General features: G+C 43.2%; 16 protein-coding genes and 1 pseudogene. 4 read left to right on the plus strand and 13 right to left on the minus strand.

Annotation, left to right across the window (positions count from 1 at the left end; genetic code table 11):
- The first annotated feature begins 2 nt into the window (after positions 1-2).
- Entirely contained in the window at positions 3-866 is an 864-nt protein-coding gene (locus FS373_RS07125) for a DNA-binding domain-containing protein (RefSeq protein WP_152829158.1), read from the plus strand.
- Between the two features lie 177 nt (positions 867-1,043).
- On the opposite strand, the gene FS373_RS07130 is transcribed toward FS373_RS07125, so the two are convergent.
- Together FS373_RS07130 and FS373_RS07135 are read right to left on the minus strand one after the other, a co-directional pair.
- On the minus strand, positions 1,044-3,002 hold the full coding sequence (locus FS373_RS07130) for an exotoxin A binding domain-containing protein (protein WP_152829160.1): 1,959 nt from the start codon (positions 3,000-3,002) through the stop codon (positions 1,044-1,046).
- A gap of 428 nt (positions 3,003-3,430) precedes the next feature.
- Entirely contained in the window at positions 3,431-3,997 is a 567-nt protein-coding gene (locus FS373_RS07135; RefSeq protein ID WP_144045674.1) for a hypothetical protein, read from the minus strand.
- A gap of 940 nt (positions 3,998-4,937) precedes the next feature.
- Here FS373_RS07135 and fliB point away from each other — a divergent pair.
- From fliB to FS373_RS31420, 3 genes and pseudogenes are all read left to right on the plus strand, one after another.
- Positions 4,938-6,119: a flagellin lysine-N-methylase gene (gene fliB / locus FS373_RS07140; RefSeq protein ID WP_152829162.1), complete on the plus strand. Its 1,182-nt coding sequence runs from the start codon at positions 4,938-4,940 to the stop codon at positions 6,117-6,119.
- Positions 6,120-6,545: 426 nt separating this feature from the next.
- Positions 6,546-8,291: a GMC oxidoreductase gene (locus tag FS373_RS07145; protein ID WP_152829164.1), complete on the plus strand. Its 1,746-nt coding sequence runs from the start codon at positions 6,546-6,548 to the stop codon at positions 8,289-8,291.
- Between the two features lie 95 nt (positions 8,292-8,386).
- Positions 8,387-8,831: pseudogene (locus FS373_RS31420) on the plus strand (IS6 family transposase); the annotation flags it as partial.
- A gap of 854 nt (positions 8,832-9,685) precedes the next feature.
- Here the strand turns inward: FS373_RS31420 and FS373_RS07155 are convergent.
- From FS373_RS07155 to FS373_RS07210, 11 genes are all read right to left on the minus strand, one after another.
- Positions 9,686-10,288, minus strand: coding sequence for a c-type cytochrome (locus tag FS373_RS07155; protein WP_152829165.1), 603 nt, complete (start codon positions 10,286-10,288; stop codon positions 9,686-9,688).
- A complete protein-coding gene (locus FS373_RS07160; protein ID WP_144045673.1) occupies positions 10,289-11,542 on the minus strand; it encodes a molybdopterin-dependent oxidoreductase in 1,254 nt (417 codons plus the stop codon).
- Between the two features lie 85 nt (positions 11,543-11,627).
- Positions 11,628-13,094 (minus strand): cytochrome-c oxidase, cbb3-type subunit III, encoded by a 1,467-nt coding sequence (gene ccoP, locus FS373_RS07165; protein WP_144045672.1) that lies wholly within the window; start codon positions 13,092-13,094, stop codon positions 11,628-11,630.
- Positions 13,094-13,711, minus strand: a complete 618-nt coding sequence (locus FS373_RS07170; protein ID WP_144045671.1) for a cbb3-type cytochrome c oxidase subunit II — start codon at positions 13,709-13,711, stop codon at positions 13,094-13,096. Before FS373_RS07170 ends, ccoP begins: the two co-directional genes overlap by 1 nt.
- Entirely contained in the window at positions 13,711-15,108 is a 1,398-nt protein-coding gene (locus FS373_RS07175; protein ID WP_152829167.1) for a cbb3-type cytochrome c oxidase subunit I, read from the minus strand. Before FS373_RS07175 ends, FS373_RS07170 begins: the two co-directional genes overlap by 1 nt.
- 875 nt (positions 15,109-15,983) lie before the next feature.
- Positions 15,984-16,403, minus strand: a complete 420-nt coding sequence (locus FS373_RS07185; RefSeq protein ID WP_144045670.1) for a hypothetical protein — start codon at positions 16,401-16,403, stop codon at positions 15,984-15,986.
- Between the two features lie 277 nt (positions 16,404-16,680).
- Complete coding sequence (locus FS373_RS07190) at positions 16,681-17,448, minus strand: outer membrane protein OmpK (protein ID WP_144045669.1); 768 nt, start codon at positions 17,446-17,448, stop codon at positions 16,681-16,683.
- Positions 17,449-17,554: 106 nt separating this feature from the next.
- Complete coding sequence (locus tag FS373_RS07195) at positions 17,555-18,931, minus strand: NCS2 family permease (protein WP_144045668.1); 1,377 nt, start codon at positions 18,929-18,931, stop codon at positions 17,555-17,557.
- Between the two features lie 222 nt (positions 18,932-19,153).
- Positions 19,154-20,470, minus strand: a complete 1,317-nt coding sequence (gene guaD, locus FS373_RS07200; RefSeq protein ID WP_152829168.1) for a guanine deaminase — start codon at positions 20,468-20,470, stop codon at positions 19,154-19,156.
- A 51-nt stretch (positions 20,471-20,521) separates the two neighbouring features.
- On the minus strand, positions 20,522-21,934 hold the full coding sequence (locus FS373_RS07205) for a nucleobase:cation symporter-2 family protein (RefSeq protein ID WP_152829169.1): 1,413 nt from the start codon (positions 21,932-21,934) through the stop codon (positions 20,522-20,524).
- Positions 21,935-22,095: 161 nt separating this feature from the next.
- A complete protein-coding gene (locus FS373_RS07210) occupies positions 22,096-24,966 on the minus strand; it encodes a molybdopterin-dependent oxidoreductase Mo/Fe-S-binding subunit (protein ID WP_152829170.1) in 2,871 nt (956 codons plus the stop codon).

The raw sequence follows: 24,966 nt of genomic DNA on the forward strand, positions 1-24,966 counted from the left end.
TCATGAACAACTTGAAACAGCCTTCTCTACAGCAGATCCAGCAGTGGATGAAAACCATCCTCACGGTTCGCGGCAGCCTGCGAGAAAAATTAGCGACCGCAGCGACCCCGGGCAACCTGCACCTCGAACAAATAGTAAAAACCCAGCAAGGCGTATCGCCCTACCGGCGACTTGACATCTATGCCGCTGGATATGTGATGCGCTTGGTTGAGTGTTTAAAGTCCGAGTTTTCGGTGCTGTGCGCCTATATGGGCGACGAGTTTTTTGAGACATTCGCCAAAGCTTATATTGTGACTGTGCCATCCGAGAACTGGAGCCTCTACTATCTGGGCGAGCACTTCAGTGACTTTCTAAAAAACACCCAGCCACAAGGCCTGCATGCCCCAGAGCAAGCAGCCTTTATCGCCTTGCCCGCGCAAATAGCTCAATTTGAACGGGCATATGCAGAAGTGTTATTGGCGAAAGGTTTGGAAAATAACACCGATATCGTCGCTTCAAAAATGGGATATGAACTGGCTTTTTTACAAGGGGTAATCATGTTGCCCCCCCCCCCCTGCCTTAGGCTTCTTAAGCTGGATTATCCGATCCTTGAGTTAATGAATTGCGTAGAAAAATCTGAGGACTATACCCTGCCGCAGCCAGAAAAGAGCCTGCTTGCACTAACCCGAGTCGATTACCGAGTAACCACAACTGAATTGGATGATTGGCAATTTTCGTTCTTAACCCACTGCAGCGAGGCTATATCCGTGCAAAAAGCCGTACAGATGACCGCGATAGCTTGCGGCATCAGCACTAGCGACCTACTGGCAAAACTGATGATCTGGCTGCCCATAGCCCAGAGCAGCGTATTTTTGGTTTCCTTGTAGATTAAGAGCCAGTTGATTAGATTTTTCAATATAACTATAACCAAGATATAACCAAGACACCCATTCTTGCTCTAAGGAAGATGGCCAATAGGATCTTCATCCGAAAATTTTGGGTGTCTTAGTGATTTTTATCGGATAAACGGTGCCTGTTTTCAGGCATCGCTTATCCGACGACTCCTATAATTCGTCGTGATGAGGTTTAGTGACATTGTCTGGTAATGCACTGATATCACTTTCCTCATCAGGAATACTCGATGGGTCGAGATCACCGCCGATATTACTCGGATCTGTCGGTATCGTGGAGGGGATTGCTACAGCCTGTTCAGCCAGTTCCCAGCCGAGAATGGTTTCCGGGCGCCCGCCTGCTTCTTCGGGGCCAGTGATGGCTTCCGTTTGTAACGGAAGTGGGTGGCCAATCAGGTGACCTACAGCATCGACAGCTTCAGGATCGGCCAGAGTCAGAGGCGTTTCATAGAGGTATGCTGTGGCAGTGCCTGGTACATAGACTCTCAACATAGTGCCATTGCGGATCCGGCCACGCGAGTCAGGCTCTTGATCTTGCGCATATCCATAGGCGACGGCAGGGTCACCTGATATATACAAGCCTTGCCATACATCATCCAGTGCCTGTGTTCTGGTTCTGATCCCCCCGAAAACAATGCTTTGAGCACCTTCCAAAGAGCTGCCGTGATAGCCCACAAAAACATACCCTCGCGCGATCAGTTGCTGATGTGCATGATTCAAGCGTGCTGAAGACCAGTTTCTGGTTCCCCTCGTGGTAAAGCTTACCGCCTCCCCCGCTCCTAGAAAGTTTGCACCATTGGGGTGTTCTCGTTCGAGTAACGCGTTGGCACTGTCGGCTGGCGCACTACAATGAAGCGCACCTGCAGAGCAGGATAGGCTCACCACGTCAGCACTTTGGGCTTGTTCAGGCGTATTGCCAGCGGCCTGATTATCAAATTGATTGACCTGCGCAGCTGCCAGGGTCAGGGTCACCCTAGCTCTCTCTGGTGCTTCTCGAATAGCATCATCCAGCGCATTACCAGGAGTCGGGTTGGTCAAAGCATTGTGGATCACTTGCTCTACCCTGTCCCATGATAGTCGGGCCAATATAAAGAGGCTGACAAGGTTACGTACCGGATAACCACAATTATTGAGTTCTTCCCAACCTCTGGGATGGCGGGTACGAGCTAGAGATTCAAGAGGAATACCGCATACCTGATGGGCAGTTAAGGATGCTAGGCTGTTACCTCTATCGAAATGGATTCGATGACTGATAACGGCCGGTGTCGTTGAGGGAGCGGTTGTATCCAGGGTCGCTGGATTACCTGCCAACACGCGATAAATTTGCCCTTCCCACGTGTCATCAGGATTACAGGTGTGTTGAGTCACGTAATTGTAGAACGCATCGAAAGGGTCAAGGAAGCAGAGTAATTTACCTGTGTGCCATTCACTCCAGCGTTTCTGTCGATGGTGCTGCTGCGGCGCTGCCACATAGCTCACTCCGGCACTGCTGATATTGACCATTGACAATGTTTGGTTATTGTCGAAAGCCCTAATATAAAACGTGGATTTATGCGCCAAACTATTTAACAGGTTGTTACTCACCTCTATACTGTAGATGGGAGAGATATATCTGTTCAGGCCTACGGCGTCCTGTTCAAGGAAGAATATTTTAATGCTGGCTGGAGCATCATCACCAACGGGAACAAGCCAGTTTAGAGACCAATTATTTTCTCCCTTACGAATATATGAGTAACTGCGAGGACCGGATTCCGCCGTCTCACTGGTAAAATTAATCGTTGAATGAGTAGTATGTAGTGTCAGAGCATTATCGATAGCAAGTTTGAGCCCCTCATTACCTTCTCCCAGTAACATAGAGTAGTGCAGTATGCCTTCTTCATTACTGGTTTCAAATAAGGGAGTCAGATCCAATTCACTTGATCTAATACCTTGGCTTAAATCGAGTTGGCAGTGAGTAGCACATTCTTGCCATAGATCGAATGCTTCATTGACTTGAGCTGCTGAGGTTATCTGTGGTTCTAAGCCACGCAGATCCGTTGCATTTACGCTAGTTATTGCGAGAAACAGTGAGCTAATCGCAACACTCAAGCAGAGATATCGTGTTTTTATCATAAAGAAATCCTTTTAATTAAATCAACGTCAAAGTGATACCATTGAGCCTTATTAAGTCAGTACCTAAAAACGAAGCGATGGGCTTTCATATAAAAGGTCTGTCCAACTTTCATTGTTAGCAGTAACATCCTCTCCTGCTGAATAAAATTAAATATTTCATTGGATTATTTGGGAGCTGACATAAAAAATCTCCACAAAAAACACCATTAACTTGGCTAATAATAGTTATTATTACGATCACATCAATATTAGCCGCGCCTCTCTATTATTTTAGTGTACAAGCAGACACTTACCCACGCCCCATTAACAAACCTGCAACTTAATTGAGTTTAATGAATGCACAAGATTAATAGACAACATGGCCGTACACCTGAGAATATTTAATAGAGTCGATATAAATTTATTCGAATGCCAAAGCTTAAATAACTTTATTTAACAGAAGATATATTCAGATTGAATTTTGGATTAGCTTCTATGAATATACCGACACTCGTCAGGTAGTCATGGTAATGCCACTGCACATCTGTTGGACCACTCATTCCTTTTAAATAATATTGACCACTACCATAATATTGTGCAAGACACTCTTCATCGAAAATCAATTCAGATGGTAGGTAACAATCCGATCTTCTACTATTTAGGTCAAGGCCATAACCGTAGGAGTTATAGTAGATGGGAGCCTGGCTACCAAACTCGCCTCGCTTAAACTTTATAGCTGTAAAATCAATAGAATAGACTTCACTTCGACCTTGCTTGGTCACATCACAACTTATAGCATGTTTCCCATCACCCAGTCCTGCTAACAGCTCCGGGATATTAAACCTTATCGCTCTCTCCAAATCTTCGCCTGAAAATAACGTACTTTCATCCACAGTACACTGCACTAAAATTGATTTATCGATATCTTCTCCATTAGAGGGGTAAACAAAATCCAACTCTGTAGCACAAACAGTTTGAGAAGTGATGAGTGCGGCTAATATTATACAATGTTTCATTATATTTAAAATTCCATTTTAATTGATATACGAATGGTATTCTCTTAAATAATTATCGATAAAGCAATAAGAAACGGATGAACTTTACAAAAAACAAACAGATTTTTTAAAAGCTCTACTTAAAATAAAAACTCAAAACAAAAAATGCAACATGGTTTGAATAACTTACCTCTTACGAAACACCAGACCGTTATAAACAATCAACACACTCTTCTATGAAATTAGATTCAAAATGGAATCTTCTAGCCTTCGAAATAGAGATTAAAACTATAACCAAGACACTCATTATTATTCTAAGAAAAATGGCTAAAAGGACCTTGATCTGACAATATTGAGTATCTTCGTTATTTTATTGACACTCTTAGATGTCTTCGTTATTTTATTGACGATCTTATTCCCCTTCGTTACTTCATTTCTTTCCCCGCCTAGAATCTAAAAAAAAACAACTTTTATTGATAATTACCTTCTGTACTGGAATGCTAATATTTAATCTAAACAATAGCATTCTAGTATAAAGTTCAGTCAACGTTTTAAATTGATTGTTAATACGATTCATATCAACTATTCATTGATTGGATAATTGTGGAGAAAATTATATGTTTAATCTAGATAAACACTTATTAAAGATCTGCTTATCTTTAATATTATTACTCTTATCCACTTCGAATAGCTGCTAGTCTTTTTCATGCACTTGATTCGAGGCCAAGAAAGTGTCTTAATTACAAGACACCTTTTGAAATCTATACTGAAATGAGTGGTGCACTTCTACTTTGAACCAGGGCAAGGGATCTTCATCTGACAATCTTGGGTGTCTTCGTTATTTTGATATAAACAGTTAAAGTAACCAGAGTTATTAACTCCTATCCCCTCAATTCCTTATTTGACTAACTCGCTGACTTTGCTATTTTATATCTATATCTCATGATGCTTTGGAAAGATAATGGCTAGCGGAATTGTTACCCCTAAATATGTCAGTGATTTTAGCTGTATAGGCCCAGATTGTGAAGATAGCTGCTGTATCGGTTGGAATATCTATATTGATAAGCAAAGCTATAAAAAAACAGTGGCTCATCGAGATTTGAAAACATTGGCTAAAACAGCCATGAAAAAAATTAAACGAAGTGATGATAAGTGGGCGATAATTCGTGCCGATTCAGATGGGGCATGCCCTTTCCTCGATGTCAATCGACTGTGTAAAATCCACTCTTTAGCCGGTGAAGATACCCTAAGCGATACCTGTAAAACCTATCCCAGAACCAGCTTAGTCAAAGAGGGGGATAAATATCAATCTCTCTATTTATCCTGCCCAGAGGCGGCAAGGCTGATCCTATTTAGTCCCGATGCCTTTATGTTTGAACGTAAAGAGAGTGGTTTAAAGAACCTTTTAAGTACAAGTCCTCTTTGGGCCAGTAAAACTTACGATAACAGCATCGATCTGTTACTCAATGAGCACCTTAGTTGGCAGCAAGCTCTGCTTGCGATCGGTTTATTAATTAATACTGCCGATAAAGTCTGGGGAAATGAGGTTGACGCGGATCAGTTAGATATTCGTTTAGAGCAACTGATGTTGTTGGCAGAGAAAGGTGTACTGCAAGAGCAATATAAAACCTTAGCATATGCTGATAAGCATCAGGTGCAAGCTTTCGCAACCATTCATGGTATGTTTATCGATGTACATCCAAGGCGTGATGGTGAAAGATTTAAGACCGTTAATGATGCTATCAGTACCTTGCTTAATGACGACAAAACCGTGGATATCGATAAGATAAACCATGCATGGAATACCATCGCATCACCTGCGTTAGAGGAGCATGGCGATATCTTTAAACGCTATATTCTCTACTATATTTACCATGAATATTTTCCGCTTACCTTAGGTGACGCACCTCAGTCTGCGTTTAGATTACTGGTATTGGACTGCTTTATGTTGCGCTGCTATTTAGCTGTGATTGCCCATAAGAATAATGGCCTATCTGAGAGTGATATACACCTCTGTTTTCAGGTTTATCATGTGGTACGCCAGCATAAACCAACCTTCATTAAAGGCGCCACAGCCATGATGGAGAAGTTTAATTTCTCCAGCGTAGCAGGGATCATAAGCCTGTTAAAAACTGGGGTTTAGCCAAGGTAAATTAAGAGTTTGTCCCGTCCTGAAATAGGTTGACGGTTTTATCAGACCAGTAGCAAATGCTGCTGGTCTTTTTCATGCACTTGATTTGGGGTTTTCATTCCCAAGCTTAAGTGCGGCCTCATTTCATTGTGATAATTTCAGCTTAGTTCAGCTCAAAAAATCATCAGTTGTTATGGGCATCTTAGTTATTGTCTACCAATGCCTTCTATTTTTGCAGCAACCCCGCCTATTTAGCATACAAATCAATTACACACCCGTTCAAGTTTAATACGCAAAAATAATGATTTTACTGAAATTAAAAATTTCCCAACTACGTAAAAAAATAAACACTGAGGATACCTGTTTGAGCAATAAGCATGATAAAAGTTAGGATTGCATAATATCTTGATTATTAATGAATATAAATGGAATCATAAAATGAAAACCCCTTCACAACCACTACTAGCACCACAACCACCCGTTAAAAATATTAATGAAGAAACGGCTTTGTTGCAACGCAGAGAATTCATCAAAAATACTCTCGCTTTTTCGACAACATTGGCACTAAGTGGTCTTCCACTCAGTGCACAAGCGGAACAGCTGCAACTCTTTTTCAAATTCCAATATAGACGAGTATTGCCTGAGCTCTTTCAACGTCCACCACAACTAGACTCTCATTATCCTGTGGTTATAATCGGCAGTGGCTTTGGGGGGGCTGTCAGTGCTCTGCGCCTAGGCGAAGCTGGTATTAAAACTGCTGTCATTGAAAGAGGGAACCGTTGGCCCATCGATCCTAAACGTTATATTTTTGCACATGATATGTTTCCAGACGGACGCAGTTTTTGGCATCGCACCTCCACAGCTTTTCCTGCATTGACTTTCGATTTACCTTTTTTTCAATCCATTTCTCCCCGCAAAATCAATAAGTTCTGCGGTGTCATTGATATCATCAATCGTCCTGGTGAAAATTACACAACGGGCAGTGACCTACTTCTTGGGACTGGCGTTGGCGGTGGTTCATTGGTCTATACTGCCGTGACTGTGAAACCTAAGCGAGAATATTGGGAACAGATCTATCCCGAGGGGTTATCCTATGATGAGATGAACGATGTCTATTATCCACGCGTTCAAGATGTATTGCAGGCAAGTGAAATGCCCAGTGACATTTACCACAGCTCAGCCTTTAAACACAGCAGGGATTGGGATGATGAAGCCATAAATGCAGGGTTCACCCCTTACAAGGTCGCCGGAAACTGGCATTGGGATATTGTTAGAGGAGAATATACGGAGCAATATACCCCTTCCGCAACTCGAGGGTTAACAAACTTCGGTAACAGCAATGGGGTAAAAAACGACCTCAGTCAGAACTATATTCCGATGGCTGAAAAAACGGGGAACGTTTCCATCCATCATAACCATGAAGTAAAAAATATTCGTTTTGAAAATGGCGTCTACACCCTTGAAGTCGTCGAATATGACCCCTTTGGGCACGTCATTCATACGACACACCTCACCACGGATAAATTGATCATGGCTGCAGGTTCATACCATACGACCCGACTGCTGGTCAGAGCCAAAGGAAGAGGTGATCTCCCGCAATTAAATCAATACGTAGGAAAAAACTGGGGCGATAACGGTAACCGTATGGCCTTCCGTCAACCAAAAATCACTCTCCCAACCGGTGGTCCTCAAGGAGCGCCATCGGCCAGTGCCATTTATAGCAATGACCCAAGCCATAGCCCCATTTTTGCAGAGAATTGGGCGAATGCGGCTGTAGTAGAAGTCGGGGTATCCATGTTGTTATCCGTGACATTTGATATGGACAACAGAGGCCACATTTATTACGACAACTCCAAAGATGATGGTGTGTTGTATTACCCTAAAAGCAAAGAACTAGATGCAACAAATGCAGCAAGATCCATCAATGATCAAATGGCTTCAGCCAATAATCAGAAAGTGGGAGCGCCAGGGTTCAATGACGTCATTTTTACCGGTGCACACCCTGTTGGTGGTATGGAATTAGATAAAGCCACCGACTTATTTGGTCGCGTGCATGGCTATGATGGTTTGTACGTGATGGATGGGGCATTAATTCCAGGTAATACAGGCGGCGCAAACCCATCTTTCACCATTGCTGCCTTAGCAGAGCGAAATATAGAACATATAATTCAGTATGATTTCTAGTGTGGCTAGTTATGCGGTTCTGTCGAAAACGGGGTTGTTGCAAAAATAGTTGATATTGGTGAATATACTCGTTTACTTCCTAGAGTCGTCACAGCATGAGCAACCCTGAATTTAAATGGAAACACTTTGCTGCTGAAGTGATCCTTTGGTCTGTTCGTTGGTATGGCTCCACTCCAATGAGTTATACCAACCTCAGTGACATGTTATCAGAGCGAGGGATATCCGTGCATCGCACGACACTCTATCGCTAGTTCATCGAATATAGCCCAGCGCTGCGAAAGAAGCTTCGTCGGTATCAGTTCATCCGCAAAGACTCATCCTGGCAACTTGATGAAACCTACGTCAAAGTGAAAGGCCAATGGTTTTACCTGTACCGCGCTATTAATAAGCGAGGGGAAACGTTGGATTTTTATTTTTCAAAAACGAAATAGACACTCAGCCTATCGATTTCTTAAACGTTGCTTGAAGCCGTACACGCTTAACAAACAACCTAATACACTGAATACAGACAAGCATTCCTCTTACGCTCATGCCATCGCATCTCCTGCGTTAGAGGAGCATGGCGATATCTTTAAACGCTATATTCTGTACTATATTTACCATGAATATTTTCCACTTACCTTAGGTGACTCACCTCAGTCTGCATTTAGATTACTGGTATTGGATTGCTTTATGTTGCGCTGCTATTTAGCTGTGATAGCCCATAAGAATAATGGCCTATCGGAGAGTGATATACACCTCTGCTTTCAAGTTTATCATGTGGTACGCCAGCATAAACCAACCTTCATTAAAGGCGCCACAGCCATGATGGAGAAGTTTAATTTTTCCAGCGTAGCAGGGATCATAAGCCTGTTAAAAACAGGGGTTTAATCAAAATAAGTTAAGAGTTAAATATGGAAAGGCGAGTGCTTCATGCATTCGCCTTTTTTGTTTTTGTGTCTTGCTCTGAAAAATCGAGCCAATGAAAAATCGGAAAAATCGAGCCAGCCATTATTAATCAATAACATATGAAGTCTGTGGCAAGCTATCAATATTCCACTTACCCATAAATCCAATTACAGTGGGAAATCCTAACTTACACTAGCAAAAATTAATAAAATGAGGTTTTTGAGGGAATATGTGAAAATTCAGACAGGTCTTATTCGTTCTTTATAAAAAAGAGTCAGGTTTAAACAGAGAGAGCGAGCAAAATTACCAGCCAGTTTGAAGGTACTGACAATCTTTAGAAAAATGCCGTCGGCGCGAAGTGAATTCCTTTAGGTGATTAAGGCGCTCATTGCCAATAAAAGGCACTGAGCGTTAAATGTTCAGTGCCTTTTATGGGAGATTGGATGTACATACGTTTAATCATTTGCAATAAATGATAGCTAATTACACTGATTTCAGGAACTGATCTATTTCCCCCCCTCATCAAGAATAAATTTTGCAATAGCTTCTGATTCATGGCGGTTTATAGGTGGCTTAGGCATGCCAAGACCCCCTAACTTAATAGCGACTCCCAATCTATCTACAGCATTATCTGTGCCTTCATATTTAGACCGCATCTCTTTGATAGAAAGAGCTTCCGAATCTTTATGACAAGTTAAGCAATCATTATCAGATAATAGCGATTGCACATCTAAGTTATCCGGATGATAGATTATTTTGGCGTTAGCGAGTTTAGTTAAGGCTATTATTTCTTCATCGGTTTCTTTTGCAGACCCATAAGCGACTGACAAATAAGCGGCAATAAACTTAGCTTCATCCATACTGATAGGTGCACCGTAAGCGTTTCGCATTTTATACATCTCACCAGTCCACTCTTTTAGATCCATTTCTGGTGGTTGATACATGACATAATCAACTGAATGACAAAGGTGACATTTAGATTGCGCAAGCCCATACCCGGGTAATGCCAATGGCTTAAGTTTTGTATTATCCATAGGTAATGAAATTGATACGACTTCAGCTTTAACAGTCAATGAAAATAGCGTTAATATAATAAGTAAAAACCGCATCTAAACCACCTTAATACTTGTACGTTCAATAGCATTACGGTTATAACCACCATGATTCCAAGTTGCATTTACAGGTTGTGTTTCACCGCTCTTACCTGTTGCTCTGACCATCACAAGTGTTCTTCCTTTTTCACTGAAATTATGGCTTAACTTCCAACCTCTAAAGGAAAAGCGACCAAGATCTTCTCCAAGTGTCGCTTGCATCCATTTTTTGCCACCATCGACTGACATTTCGACTTTTTTTATACCACTACCACTGTCAAAAGCAATTCCCTTAATTTCAATACTGCTTGAAGCGTTAACTTCATCACCATTTTCTAAACTAGTAACAAAACTTCTTATTGGGAAACGATTTACAGGTAACGTCGTTTTCGCCCTTTCATTTGGTAATTCACTCTTCGAATCGTTATCTGGTAGACGGTATGCTGTCGTCATAAAGAACGCATCAAAGTTATCAAACTTATCCTCTATGACTTTGAGATGTGATACATGCTTAACCCAGTATGTTGCATACCAACCAGGCACGATTAATTTAACTGGAAATCCATTTAAAAATGGTAAGGGCTCACCATTCATTTCCCAGACCAACATAGGTTCGCCGGTCATAATATGGTCAATAGGTAATGATTTTTTGAAATCTGGTGTCGTGTCTCGTACCGGCTTATCCAAACCATCTATGATGACACTTTTCGCTGCACTTGAAATACCTGCTTTCGCTAACACATTTTTAAGTGGCACACCTTTGAACTTCGCATTACCCATTGCGCCATTACTTAATTGTGCACCAAAAACACGTGGTGATGAATAACCTCGGCTATTACCAGTACATTGTTGTACCGCTACGATTTCTTGCTGGCCTTCAATCGACTTTAATTCAGCCAAACTTAGCGTAACTTCCTCATCAACAGCTCCAGAGATAGTAATGGTATATTTATCAGTGTCTATGGCAACAGGTAAGTCAGCTAAGTGATAACGAACAAAAAAACGATTATTGGGTGTTATTAACCCTTCATTAAATACATTAAAAGGAGTCTCAAGATGAGGTGGTCTAGTATGTACAATCACAAGATCATCTTTTTGAGGAAATGTACTTAGTACGGGCTTAGGGCCAGCAGCATAGCTCACCCCTTCACCATCCGAATACATTTTCCCATCTTTCATAAACTCTTTGGAAAAAGCAGTCAATGGCGCAGCAGCTAGTGCGACATAGCCCCCAGCTTTAATGATTTCCCTTCTTAACTTATTCATTTTCATAATTACGGTATCCTATTAATCTTTAAATCTATTAACCTTTAAATCCACTAGCCTTCAATCTATTAGCCTTTAGCCAGCTCAGCGATTATTTAATTTTTGATAAATATTTCGAAAGGGATTTAATTTCATCATCTGTCAGCTTTCTAACCACGTTTTGCATCATTTGACCTTGATCACCAGATCTAACACCCGTTCTCCAGTCAAATAATTGCTTCTCTAAATAGTCAGAAGATTGACCTGCCAATCTTGGAAATGATGGGTTACCTTCCGTTTTTTGACCATGACAAGTAGCGCAAGCTGGGAGCGCTCGTTGCCAATCACCTTGGAATATTAGGCGTTCAGTAGGATCTTTAATCAGCCCTTCTGCAGATTTATCTGGGAAAATCTCACTTATATCTGGTGAATCTAGCGAGCTGAAATAGCTGGCAGCAAGCAACTTATCTTCAACACTTAAGTTTGCAGTCATGCCTTGCATCGTCGTATTTTGTCTTAAACCTGATACAAACAAGTTCAATTGATTATAGATATAAGCTTCTTTCAAACCGGCTAGTTTAGGCGTCCCAGGTACACCGCCAAGACCATCTGCACCATGACAGCCCACACAAGTGGCTAACACTGCGGGCAATGGTTTTTCATTTCTAGAAAAAATATATGTTTTCGCTTGCATAAGCCCGATATTTTCTTGTGGTTCATTTTGTAGGGAGAGAATATAAGAGGTTAAAGACAACATTTGATTTCTAGTAAGTCGCTCAGAAAAAGCAGGCATAGTGTTGCTCATGCCATTCTCAATAACTCGCTTAATATCATCTTTGGTTGAACCATGAAGCCAGATATTATTCGTTAAGTTTGGTGCACCTATGCCATGTGTCCCTTGGGCATCTTTTCCGTGACATGATGAGCAATTAGCATCAAAAAGATCATTACTTTCAAATGGTCCTTTATTTAGCTGAGAAACATACTGCGTAAGTTCATCTATATCGTCACCGTTCAATACCTCTTTCCAAGCAGGCATTTTACCGTGACGGCCATTATATATAGTCGTATAGATATCTTGAGGTGAACCGCCGTATAACCAGTCTTTATCCACTAAGTTTGGATAGTTATGCTGCCCTGTTGCATCCAGACCGTGACAAGCAGAACAGTTATCTCCAAATATTGCTTTACCCTCTTGTATAACAAGAGGTTCTTTTTGTAAAAGCGTGAATGTTTCCTCATCAGTATGAGCATTGATTGCGCCATTAATATCATTGTTAATATCAACTGATTTCGCTACATAAGCGTCATCGGCCTGTGTCCAGCCGACAAAACCTTTCCAGGAAGCCAAGCTTGGATATAGAAGGACATAAACAATGGCGCCTATAAATGCAATAAGATAGGCCGCAAAGAAAACTTTAGGAATAGGAGCATCTTTTTCATCTATCCCATCAAAGTGCTCTATTGTTTTATTACTATCTGCAGTTTTGTTTTTTTTAAACTGCGAATAGATAACTGCGACCATGATAAAAAAGAAGATAATCGATAGTACGCTAGATAATATTTTTGTGGATTCCATTAATTTAAATCTCCAGCTTTTTCCTGTGTATCCACACCGAGGCTCATTAAGTAAGCAATAAGTGCATCGCCTCTCGTTTTACCCTCAACTTTGTTTACTGAGTTTTCAATTTGAGTGTCTGTATATGGAACGCCTAGTTTTTTCATCGCTTTCATTGAAGCAACAACATGACTACCGTTAATCTCTTTTTCAAAAAGCCACGGATATTGAGGCATGATTGAAGCAGGTACAACTGCTTGAGGGTTTATTAGATGCTGCTTGTGCCAGCCTTCAGTGTATTTCAAACCAATATTAGTTAAGTCTGGCCCTGTTCTTTGTGAGCTCCACAAAAAGGTAAACTCATAAACATCATCTTCCATTTTATTAGGACGACCATATCTTTTTCTTTCCGGCTCCAAGTTTCTAACCATCTGGGTATGACACCCCACACAACCTTCTGCCATATAAACATCTCGCCCAGCTAATTCTAAGGCGGTATATGGTTTGGCCGTTGTGATTTCCTTAAGGTCATTTGTGAAGAAAAATCCTGGGAAAACCCACACAAAGAATGAAAATAAAACAACGACTGTCGTGATAGTAATAAATGCTTTTACAGATTTAGATATTGAATTTTCCATTAACAACCTCCTTTAATCATTGCTTTTTGTGGATTATTTATAGTCATGATTAGGTTGTAAATCATTACCAACATACCGGAGATAAACAGAGCACCACCAATTGCACGCCCTAGCATATAAGGTTCAATAAACCGTAAGATATCAACAAACGTATAAGTGAGTGAACCCGAATCAGTGAGGCTTAACGATTTAATACCTTGACCTATACCACCAATCCAAAGAGCAACGACATAGAAGGTTATACCTAAATGAGCTAGCACAAAATGCACCTTAACTAGACCAAATGAGTAGAGTTCTTTTTTATATAACTGTGGAATGAAATAGTAGAAAGTTGCGATACACGTCATAGCAACCCAACCTAGTGCGCCAGAGTGAACGTGTCCTATAACCCAACTTGTATTGTGCGCTATCGTATTAAACGATCTGATAGCCATAAGAGGGCCTTCAAATGTTGCTAATGCATAATAGGCGATTGACGATAAGAAAAACCATACAATGGGATTTTTTTTCATCTCCTCTTTATTGGAAGTACAGGTCATCCAAGCATTAAATGCGCCAGCCCATGAAGGGATCCACAACAGAAGAGACATCACTATGCCAATATTTTGAATCCAAGTTGGAACTGATGTACCAATTAAGTGGTGTGTACCAGCCCAAGTATAAAAACCAATTAATCCCCAAAAAGTAATTAATGAAAGTCGATATGAATAAATAGGTCTGTTAACTAACTTGGGAATAAAATAATAGTTGGTACCAACAAAGCCAGCTGTCAATAAGAAGCCAACCGCATTATGACCCCACCACCATTGTACAAGCGCATCACTAGCACCAGAAAATATCGAGTAACCTTTAAATGCATATACTGGGATGGATAAATTATTTACCAAGTAAATTAATGCTATAACAACAATAACACCACCACTAAACCAGTTTGAAACAAATATATGATTTGTTTTCCTTTTAGCTAGTGTTCCAAAAAATATATATCCAAACGTTAGCCAGAGGACAACAATAGCGATATCAACCGGCCATGTAAATTCAGCATATTCTTTGGTTGATGTATAACCTAAAGCGATTGATATAAGGCCTATTATCAATGTTATCTGCCAACCCCAGAACAAAAACCAAGATAAACCTTTGGATATTAGATTAACTAATGAAGTTTTAGCCACAATATATAGCGACATACCTATAATAAAGTTACAAACCAATCCATAAATGACCCCGTTCGTATGCAGCGGTCTTATTTTTCCAAAATTAATATACTCATTGGCAAAGTTTAATTGGGGCAGGTATAACTGTAGAGCCGCCAATAAACCTATACACATAGCTACAACCCCCCAAGCGATGGAGGCAATAATAAATGCTTTAACTATTTTTTCTTCATTTTCATACATGAGTATGTTCTCTGTTTACATCGGTTAATACGATGTGTTTTGTGATCAAGTAAAACTTGTACACTTAGATAGGCGTTTAAAATCAGTTGCAGCTTCCACCATCATGCTACTGGTATAGCTATTTAAATCATCGCCCTTCTTCACTAGTGGATTAATATCCATCAGCATTAGATCTCACCGTATTTCATACCCAAAATGCATGTTGGTTCATTTCCAGAAGATGACCTAAACAGGAAGCAGAAATAAAACCACAGGTGATATGATCAGCGGCGTAAGGCTCAATAAGCCGATAGAGATAGACAATAGAAAATAGACACGTTTTCAGTTAATAATAAGCAACTAATTCAAACACATAGAACCTATAACCACCTCTTTCTCAGTGAAAATAGTATAACCTTCCCTGCAAGTTAAAATAATTAAAATCAAGTTAACCAGAAGCTCAATAAAATTGAATCACGATAAAATAAATAAAATCACCGAAATGGTGCTGAGATTCAACCCAGTAATGTCTATGGTGATAGTTTTTTCCAGTGCCCTCATCATCTCCCAGCAGCATTGCACGTCTGGATACACGAGAGCAGTAGTGGACATAGGCGTGTCTTCTAAACTCACTTGGCTTCATCTTGGGCGGGGCATAACAACCTCTCACTTAACCACTGTTAGTCAAGAGTAGCGAGCCAAAAATCGAGCCCGCCATTATTAATCAATAACATATGAAGTCTGTGGCAAGTTATCAATATTCCACTTGCCCATGAATCCAATAACATAGGGGAATCCTGACTTACACTAGCTAAAATGAATAAAATGAGGTTTTTTGAGGGAATATGTGAAAATCCAGGCAGCATTTAATGTGGGTGGCACTATTAATTTTCCAATTAAGTTAATCGTAGGCAAATATCAAGTTGTTCGACCCAGACATCTTCTTTGTAGTAAGGCTCAATAGCCAGCGGCGATATAATCAACTCACCCAGGATTGAGTCATCTTCAGTCGTCATTGAGACACTAGTTCCATCGGATAGCTTGATGTTGACCCCCCAGTCATATGTAACAACTTCACCTGACGGGACCCAATCACCGGCCTTTGTTTTATCTTCAATCGCGCACTGACAGCTAAGGCGAAGGATCTCGACAGAATCGATGATTACGCCAACTTTCTCCGTCAACTTAATCTCAGAGCATGGGCCTATAGAATGATCTATGGCACTGTATTCTATTTCTGTCGGTTCCAATACTTTTCTAAAGATTGGAATATGGAAGTCATGACCTTGGGGGCTCGTATTCCACGCGTTAGTCATCTCAACAAAGCCAGCCTCCACCCAAAAATATAACGATACAAGATTTAGCTTTCAATTCTGTTTAAAATTAAAAGAAAAATGAACCTGATTTCAACCTATGTAATCTTTCCAATCTCGGTGAACAAACTCGCTTGCGACGGCCCCTAAGGGGTAACCTCACGTTAAAGATACTTGGATGATACGAGTCATCCCGCCGTCCACCAACCAAGAAAAAGCCCCGACACTTTCATGTCAGGGCTTTATTATTGCTGTATCCCGTTCTGCGTTAAGTTAACGCTTATAGATGATACTTAATCAAGAGCGAGAAGACACTTTGGTCAACTTCAAGACCGGGAATACCATTGGGTATGCCGTATTTGTTCTTCCAGTAATCATATTCGACACCGACATAAAATTGGCCGCTCTTACCATTGATCACGGCACCTAAGTCATACTTAAGTTGTGGATTAATGTGCAGCATAGGCTCATAAGAGTCTTCAGATGGACTAAATACCCAGTCAATAAAGCCATCGAACACTATGCCAGTGTCACCAAAATCGATTCTCCAGGCTGGGGTTAGCTGCCAACCATCACTGGCACCTCGTTCTCCTGCAGAATTACTCAATTCGGTGCGCTGATAGACGTTCACATTAAGGTAGCTAAAACCAGGCACAGCCCAATCTGAACCTATACCATAAAGCATGGTACTCGCCGCAGCAGAACCTTGCTCATATTGCAGTGCAAGAGACAGATCCGTTAAGGGGCCAAAACCTATTTTGCTATCAAAAATCTTACTGGCACTAAAGCGAGTACCATACTCACCATAGTTAACGTGATTACTATCACTTGGCGCATCATTGAAGTAAATAAAATCCTGGAACGCAAACCAATCACCGTATTTCCAACCGCCGGCGGTTTCTAGCGTGATGGTGGTTTGCTCCGCAGGGTCGACCTCAAAGTTATCGCCGTAAAGGGCTGTCACACTGAAATCAGACCATTGAACTAAGCTTTCAGCAAATACTGTAGGGCTTGCTAGCAATGCTACTAATATCCATTTATTGTTCATATTCCTCACCTGTAATTGACAAACTTATTATTTTTTTAAGTGGTTAAACTTGTGTAAAGTAACTCTTTATATCATGACTCAGTTTTAAAGCTGAGTCAGACTAATACTAAATCGCCCAACCGCCAATATAAAATGCAACTAATGTAATGGTAATAATAACCGTACCTAGGTTGAGTTTCTTCCATTCACCTGAAGTCACCCGCCCTATCACCAGCACTAAAAAGCCCAGCATGATGCCGGTAACAATATTACTGGTCAGCACGATAAACACGGCGCACATCAAACCAGATAATGCATCCACCGAATCCTTGAAATCTAACTTGCTGACATTAGACATCATCAAGAGTCCGACATACATCAAGGCTGGTGCTGTGGCATAAGCCGGAACCAGATAACTAAGCGGTGCCAAAAATAACATACAGATAAACAAGCCACCTACCACAGTGGCAGTTAAACCTGTCTTGCCGCCTGCGGCAGTACCCGCTGCTGACTCTATATAGACCGCAGCCGGTGCACCACCGACCATGCCAGCAAAAATACTAGTCACAGAGTCAGAAGTCAGAGCCTTGCCACCATTGATGATCTGCCCATCCTTATCCAGCAGATTGGCCTGACCGGCTACCGCACGAATGGTACCCGTAGCATCAAAGATAGCGGTCATCACCAGAGCAAATACCGTGGGCAAGATCATAGGGTTCAACGCCCCCATGACATCCATAGTGCCAATCAGGGAGTTCTCACCACCAAAGTCAGGCATGGCAAATAAGCCTTGATAAACCACATTAGGATCGAAGATAAGACCAAATACCGAGATAGCCACGATCACAAGTAAGATACCGCCAGGTACGCGGAGTTTCTCCAGCCCCAAGATGGCCGCAAGACCTATCACGGACATCAACACCGACAATGAAGTGAATTCACCTAATGCAATGGGCAAACCTTCATGGGGATTTTTTATCACCAGTCCTACACCATTGGCGGCGATGAGCAGTAAAAACAAGCCGATGCCGATGCCAGTACCGTGAGCGATACCAAATGGAAGATTAGTTAAGATCCATTGACGAATACCGGTCACGGTAATGCCGGTAAACACGACCCCCATAAGGAAGACTGCACCTAAGGCAACAGGAATACTGACCCCTTGCCCCAGCACCAGACTGAATGCAAGAAATGCCGTGAGTGAGATGGCACAACCAATGGCCATCGGCAGTTTTGCCCATAAGCCCATCAGCAGGGAACCAAACGCGGCGATCAGACAGGTAGCGATAAAAACGGCGCCAGGATCAAACCCTGCGATACCCAACATACTGGGCACCACGATAACCGAATAAACCATAGCCAAGAAAGTGGTCACACCGGCAATTAACTCTTGCCGGACCGTGCTCCCTCGTTCGGTTATCTCGAAGTAATTGTCTAGCGGACTCTTTGAAGCTAACTGAGTTTGTTCTAATGATTCATTTCCAACTGTATTACTATCGGTCATATCATTGCTTCCTTTTTGCCACAAAATATGAGCCTTGATAACATCATGCGAGTGTCTACTCAGACTTCAAGCAATGGCGCCAGGGTATAGAACGACGAAGATTTATACCTTGGCTTGATGTTAAAATTAAAGTTCAATATGACTATTGAGCTTTTATTTTCGGCCCATACTTCCACATATACTCGGCTGCAACAGCCGAGTATTCCAATTTCTGACTCGCGCTTAATTGCGTGCGTAGACTAATTGTCCATCGACATAGGTACGATAGATGCTGCGATCATCACTTAAGGTAATGAGCACAAACAGCTCATCGGCGAGCGACTTAGAGTTGTCATATCTCAATTGCTGTAAAGGGGTCGCGCAGGGATCGATAACCACAAAGTCGGCTTCCTTACCTATCTCAAAGTTACCGATCAGGTGATCTAAAGACAGAGACTTAGCCCCGCCTAATGTCGCCAGATAGAAGGCCTCGAATGCAGACAAACGATAGTCCTGCAGTTGCATCACCTTGTAGGCTTCATTCAGGGTCTGCATCATGCTAAAGGTGGTTCCCGCACCAATATCGGTGCCGACGCCTACCTTGACCTTACGCTTCCAGGCTTCCTGTAACTTAAACAGGCCGCTGCCGAGATACAGGTTTGATGTAGGACAGAAAGAAACCGCTGAATCTGTCTCATGCAGACAATCCCACTCACAATCTTCGAGGTGAATGCTGTGGGCAAATATACTCTTAGGTCCCGTGAGCCCATGGTGATGATAGACATCTAAATAGCTGGCACGCTCAGGAAACAGCTCTTTAACCCACTTAATTTCATCCTTATTTTCACACAGATGAGTGTGTACATAAGTATCGGGAAACTCTTGCTTGAGTCTACCGGCGACATCGAGTTGCTCAGGGGATGAAGTCGGTGCGAAACGTGGCGTGATGGCATAGAGCAGACGTCCACGCTTATGCCACTTCTCAATCAGTTCCTTGCTCTGGTTGTAGCTAATCTCAGGCGTATCCAGCAGATAGTCAGGTGCATTCCTGTCCATCATCACCTTACCCGCTATCATGCGCATATTGATGTTTTCAGCCACTTCAAACAGTGAGTTAACTGACTCAGGATGCACGGTACCAAATACCATGGCCGTGGTTGTGCCGTTGCGCAGCAGTTGTTTTACAAAGAACTCAGACATCTCTTTGGCATAATCTTTGTCTTTGTAACGCGCCTCAGTGGGGAAAACATAGTTATCTAGCCATTCGAGTAACTGCTCACCATAGGCACCCACCATCTCAGATTGCGGATAGTGAATATGGGTGTCGATAAACCCGGGCATGACTATTTTCCCCGGATAACTGCGCACCCTGACATCTGCAGGGATCTTGTCTTTGCCCTCTTCCCAGGTGCCGATCCACTCTATGCGTCCATTGGCAACAAACATCAGACCATCTTCAATAAACCTTAGATTTTCCTCGATGTCTGCTGGATCATCTACCACGCTTAAAATATCCAGGAACGAAGCTCTAATGACTTTTACCGTGTGACTATATCCCATCCCAAACCTCAACTTATCTTTTATTATCAATTCATTGCATTAAAATACAGACTAATATTTATAATTCGTTTTTACATCAGATTCAGGCAAATTTTTAGGTTTAGACAAATTTTCAGCTTCACTCTCTTCAATCTGCTCTTTCAACGACTCGCGTTTCTCTGCCGTACACTGAACTTCATCGGAGCGACTGACCCTAAGCACCTGGTTAAGCAGCAACGCAACGAGTGAGCCTGCTGTGATACCTGAGCTGAAAATCACCCTAATTGAGTCGGGAAAACTGTGGAGGATTTCGGGGCGGAAGGTTACTGCCATACCAAAGGCGACACCTACAGCTATGATCATCATGTTGCGCTTAGTGAAGTTAATGCGAGCTAAGATACCGATACCCGCTGAGATGATCATGGCGAACATCACCAGGCCTGCACCGCCGAGCACAGGAGAAGGTATGGTGACAACCAGAGCACCGATCTTGGGGAATAGTCCGGCGAACACCATGATGAGACCGGTTAATGCCACCACATGTCGGCTGGCGACCCCTGTTATCGAGACGATACCTACATTTTGACTAAAAGATGAGAATGGCGTGGTCCCTAAGGTCGATGCCAAGGCGCTGCCCAGACCATCACATAAGATGCCCTTGGAAAGCTTCTCACCAGTTAACTTAGTATTGGTCGCATCACTCAGGGCTAAAAAGTCGCCGGTGGACTCCATGATAGTGACCAGGTAGGCGATAGACATGCCGATTATGCCGCTGATGGTAAAACTGAGACCGAAGGGAAGTAGACTGGGTAAGGCAAATACCGGGGCGGCACCAACCGGGGAGAAGTCGACAATACCTAACATGATCGCGACCAGATAACCGACAAACATACCGATAACGATGGCGGCTGCAGAGACTATGCCCTTGCCTAGCTGTGATAAGACGATAACCACCACCAACACCAGCAAGCCGAGCAGCAGGTTATTATGATCTCCATAGCCCTCTTGGCCGACAAAACCACCGGCGAACCAATCTACTGCCACAGGTAAAATCGTTAAGCCAATAAGCAAAACAACGGTGCCTGAGACTACGGGAGGAAATAACTTTCTTATCTGTGGCATAAAACGACTGCCAATTATCATCACTAGCGAGCCTATTAACGCCGAGCCAAAAATCGCCGAGACCCCGGATTCCAGACCGATGGAGATAGAGATGGCAACAAAGGTAAAACTGGTGCCCATCACCACGGGTAAACGTATTCCAACCGGGCCTGCACCTTTACACTGAATAATGGTCACCAGGCCCGAGACCATTAATGCGGCATTAACCAGGATAACCATCTCATCTGTGGCCATACCTATGGCGGAACCAACCACTAGAGGGACAGCAACAATCGCCCCCATAGCGGCTAACATATGCTGCAGTGCCAACACAATACTGACACCCATTGGGGGTTTATCTTCAATCTTATATAACAGTTTCATCTCGAATCCTTATCTAAACTTGGTGGTAAGTCATGCGCTAAGACATCAACAAACTTGGTGGGTTTTTAAGTAAACTTCAGATCAAACAGGAACAATTAAGGTGTAAAATTGAGATCGAGCGCGACAAATGTCGCGCACGTTCTTCACTTTTCTCTGGGGATTTATAGCTTGTTTAGTCCTTCGAGGACTTTTTCAGGAGTGAAATGCCAGTCGCGGATCCACACGCCACAGGCGTCATGAATTGCCGATGCGATAGCGGGCGCAGCTCCGTTGACCCCGATTTCAGAGATAGACTTGGCCCCGTAAGGACCCACTTTGTCGTCACTCGGAACCAGTACCGCCTTAAATTCCTTAGGAATATCGCCAATCATAGGCGCACCATAACTCTTAAGGTCGCGGGTTAGCGGGATGCCATTTTCATCGTAGATAAGCTCTTCGGTTAAGCTGTGACCGATTGCACGTAAACTGGCACCATAGATCTGGCCCAGGGCAAGGTTTGGATTGATTGGAGTACCGCAGTCAAGCAAGGCGTGGAACTTCTCCAGCTTGATTTCACCGGTGCGGACATTGACCGCCACTTCGGTAAAGTTGGCACCATAGGGGAAGGCGAACAGTGAGGTGGTGTAACAACCGCTAGCCAATAACTGCCCCCAACCTGTGCCGCTCTCGGCGCGATGGGCAATATCGAAATAGCTGACTTCACCTTGCTTACCTTTCACCACCCCGGGCGCAGCGAGAATCACATCTTCGACGGACTCATCCAACATCTCGGCGCCACAGGTTAAGATCTTAGTGCGCATGGCTTCGGCAGCAATTTTGGCGGCATTGCCAGAGAAACAGGTACCCGAAGAGGCGTAAGCGCCCTTATCGAATGGAGCATGATCGGTATCACCTGAGTGTATGGTGATCTCATCGATGGGGCAGCGCAGCACCTCGGCGGTGAGTTTAGCCACCACGGTATCGAGTCCGGTACCGATATCGGCACCACCGGAGTGAACGATAAAGGTGCCATCGGATGCCATCTTAATCGAACAGTTAGCCTGATCGATATCTGGAATGCCCGATTTTTGTTGAATAATCGCCACTCCGCGACCAATTCGCCAATCACCATCCGCTTGCTTGTCACCATCCCAGTTAATCAGCTCACGTCCCTGCTTAAGAATTGGCTCTAGGGCACAACTTAAGGCTCTTGGCGCCGTTGCCGGCATCTTACCTTCACCGATAGCCGCCAAGATCTTAAGTTCCTGACCCTCACGAACTCGGTTGATCTCGACCATATCCAGATGATCAATACCCAGAACTTCGGCCATCTCAGCCATCGCCATGGTTAAGGCGAAGTTACCCTTAGGCGCACCATAACCCTGATAAGCACCTGTCGGGCAGATATTGGAGTAGTAAGTCGTCACACGAAAATCGACGTTATCACACGGGTATAGTGGCAATGACAAGGCTGGACCATTACAAGGCACCGTCAGGGCGTGGTTACCGTAAGGACCTGTGTTAGCCAGAAAATCCATATCGATCGCGGTCAAAGTACCGTCTTTCTTGGCACCAATTTTTACATGCACCTTAGCCACGTGACGGGTAGAGTTAGCGATAAACTCCTCTTCACGTGTGTAGTGAAAATACACGCCTCTGCCAGTGATCCAAGTCGCCCAACCACAGACATCTTGCAGCAAGATATCTTGCTTAGAGCCAAAACCACCGCCGACACGCTCCTTGACGATATGCACCTTGTTCTGCTTAACACCGATAATTTTAGCCACCTGACGACGCACATGCCAAGGCACCTGAGTCGAGTCGTGCATCACCAGACGATCGCCATCCATATAGCTATAACAGATGTGAGTTTCCGTCGGTAGCTGCTGTACCTGCTTAGACTCATAGGTACGCTCTATGACATGATCGGCCTCGCTAAAACCTTTGTTGATATCACCGATATGGCCACGAATACTCGCCGCTATATTTTTCCGCGGAAAACAGCCAATGGGGAAGTTAAGGATCACCTTACCGTCTCTGATATCGGCATTTTCATTTTGTTCAGCCAAGTCATCGGGAGCGCCAACAACATACTCTATGGGACCATTGTGGATAATGGGCGCATCGGCGGCGCGGGCGTCATCTATGCTGATAACGGGCTTGAGGACGTCATATTTAACCTCAATCAGCTCCAGGGCCTGCTCGGCTATCTCAACGGATTCAGCCACCACGGCGGCGACCCTATCACCCACATGACGTAGTTTTTGACAAAACATGCGTCTATCTAATGGCGAAGGCTCTGGGGCACTCTGACCACCTGGGGTGTAAGGAATATCCGGACAATTCTTATAGGTGATGACAGTCACCACCCCCTCCAAAGCTTCGGCTTTAGTGACATCTAAGTGAGTGAGCCAGGCATGGGCATGTGGACTGCGGAGCATCTTTATCACGCAAGCATCTTTAGGGATCCTATCTTCTACATAACAAGGTTTCGCCTGCACCATTTTGGCCGAGTCTAGCTTAGGGGTGTTCTTACCGATAAAGGTGAGATCGTCTCTGAACTCTGGCGCGTACTGCTTATAATGCTCTGGGTCTTTCAGGCGATTTACTGCTAACTCGATCACTTCATAATATTGCTGGTAGCCGGCATCACGGCTAAATATGCCGGTCAAAGCATCGTCTATCTCGTCACGATTTGGATTCGGGTTATGCTTTAACAGCTCAGTTAAGATCAGAGCCATGGCGGGATCGTTATATCCCGATTGCACCACACCCACGTCGATCATCGCTTGCTGGACATGGTTCAGCTGGTTCCATTTACCTAATGATTCGGCCGTATAGATTTCGGCGCCCTCAAGCTGAGCCGCGATCAACAAGGAAGCGTTCAGTAGACGGCCATCGACTAATATCACGTCGGAACCTGCAAAACCAAAACCGTCATCACTGTTACGTACGGAGCGAAAACCTGCCTTGTTCAGTAAGGTTTGGACATTATCACCAAGACGACAAGCAAGTTCTTGCTGGCGATCATTTATTGTTAGGTTAATACTCAT

It is taken from the genome of Shewanella sp. YLB-07 (assembly GCF_009377275.1).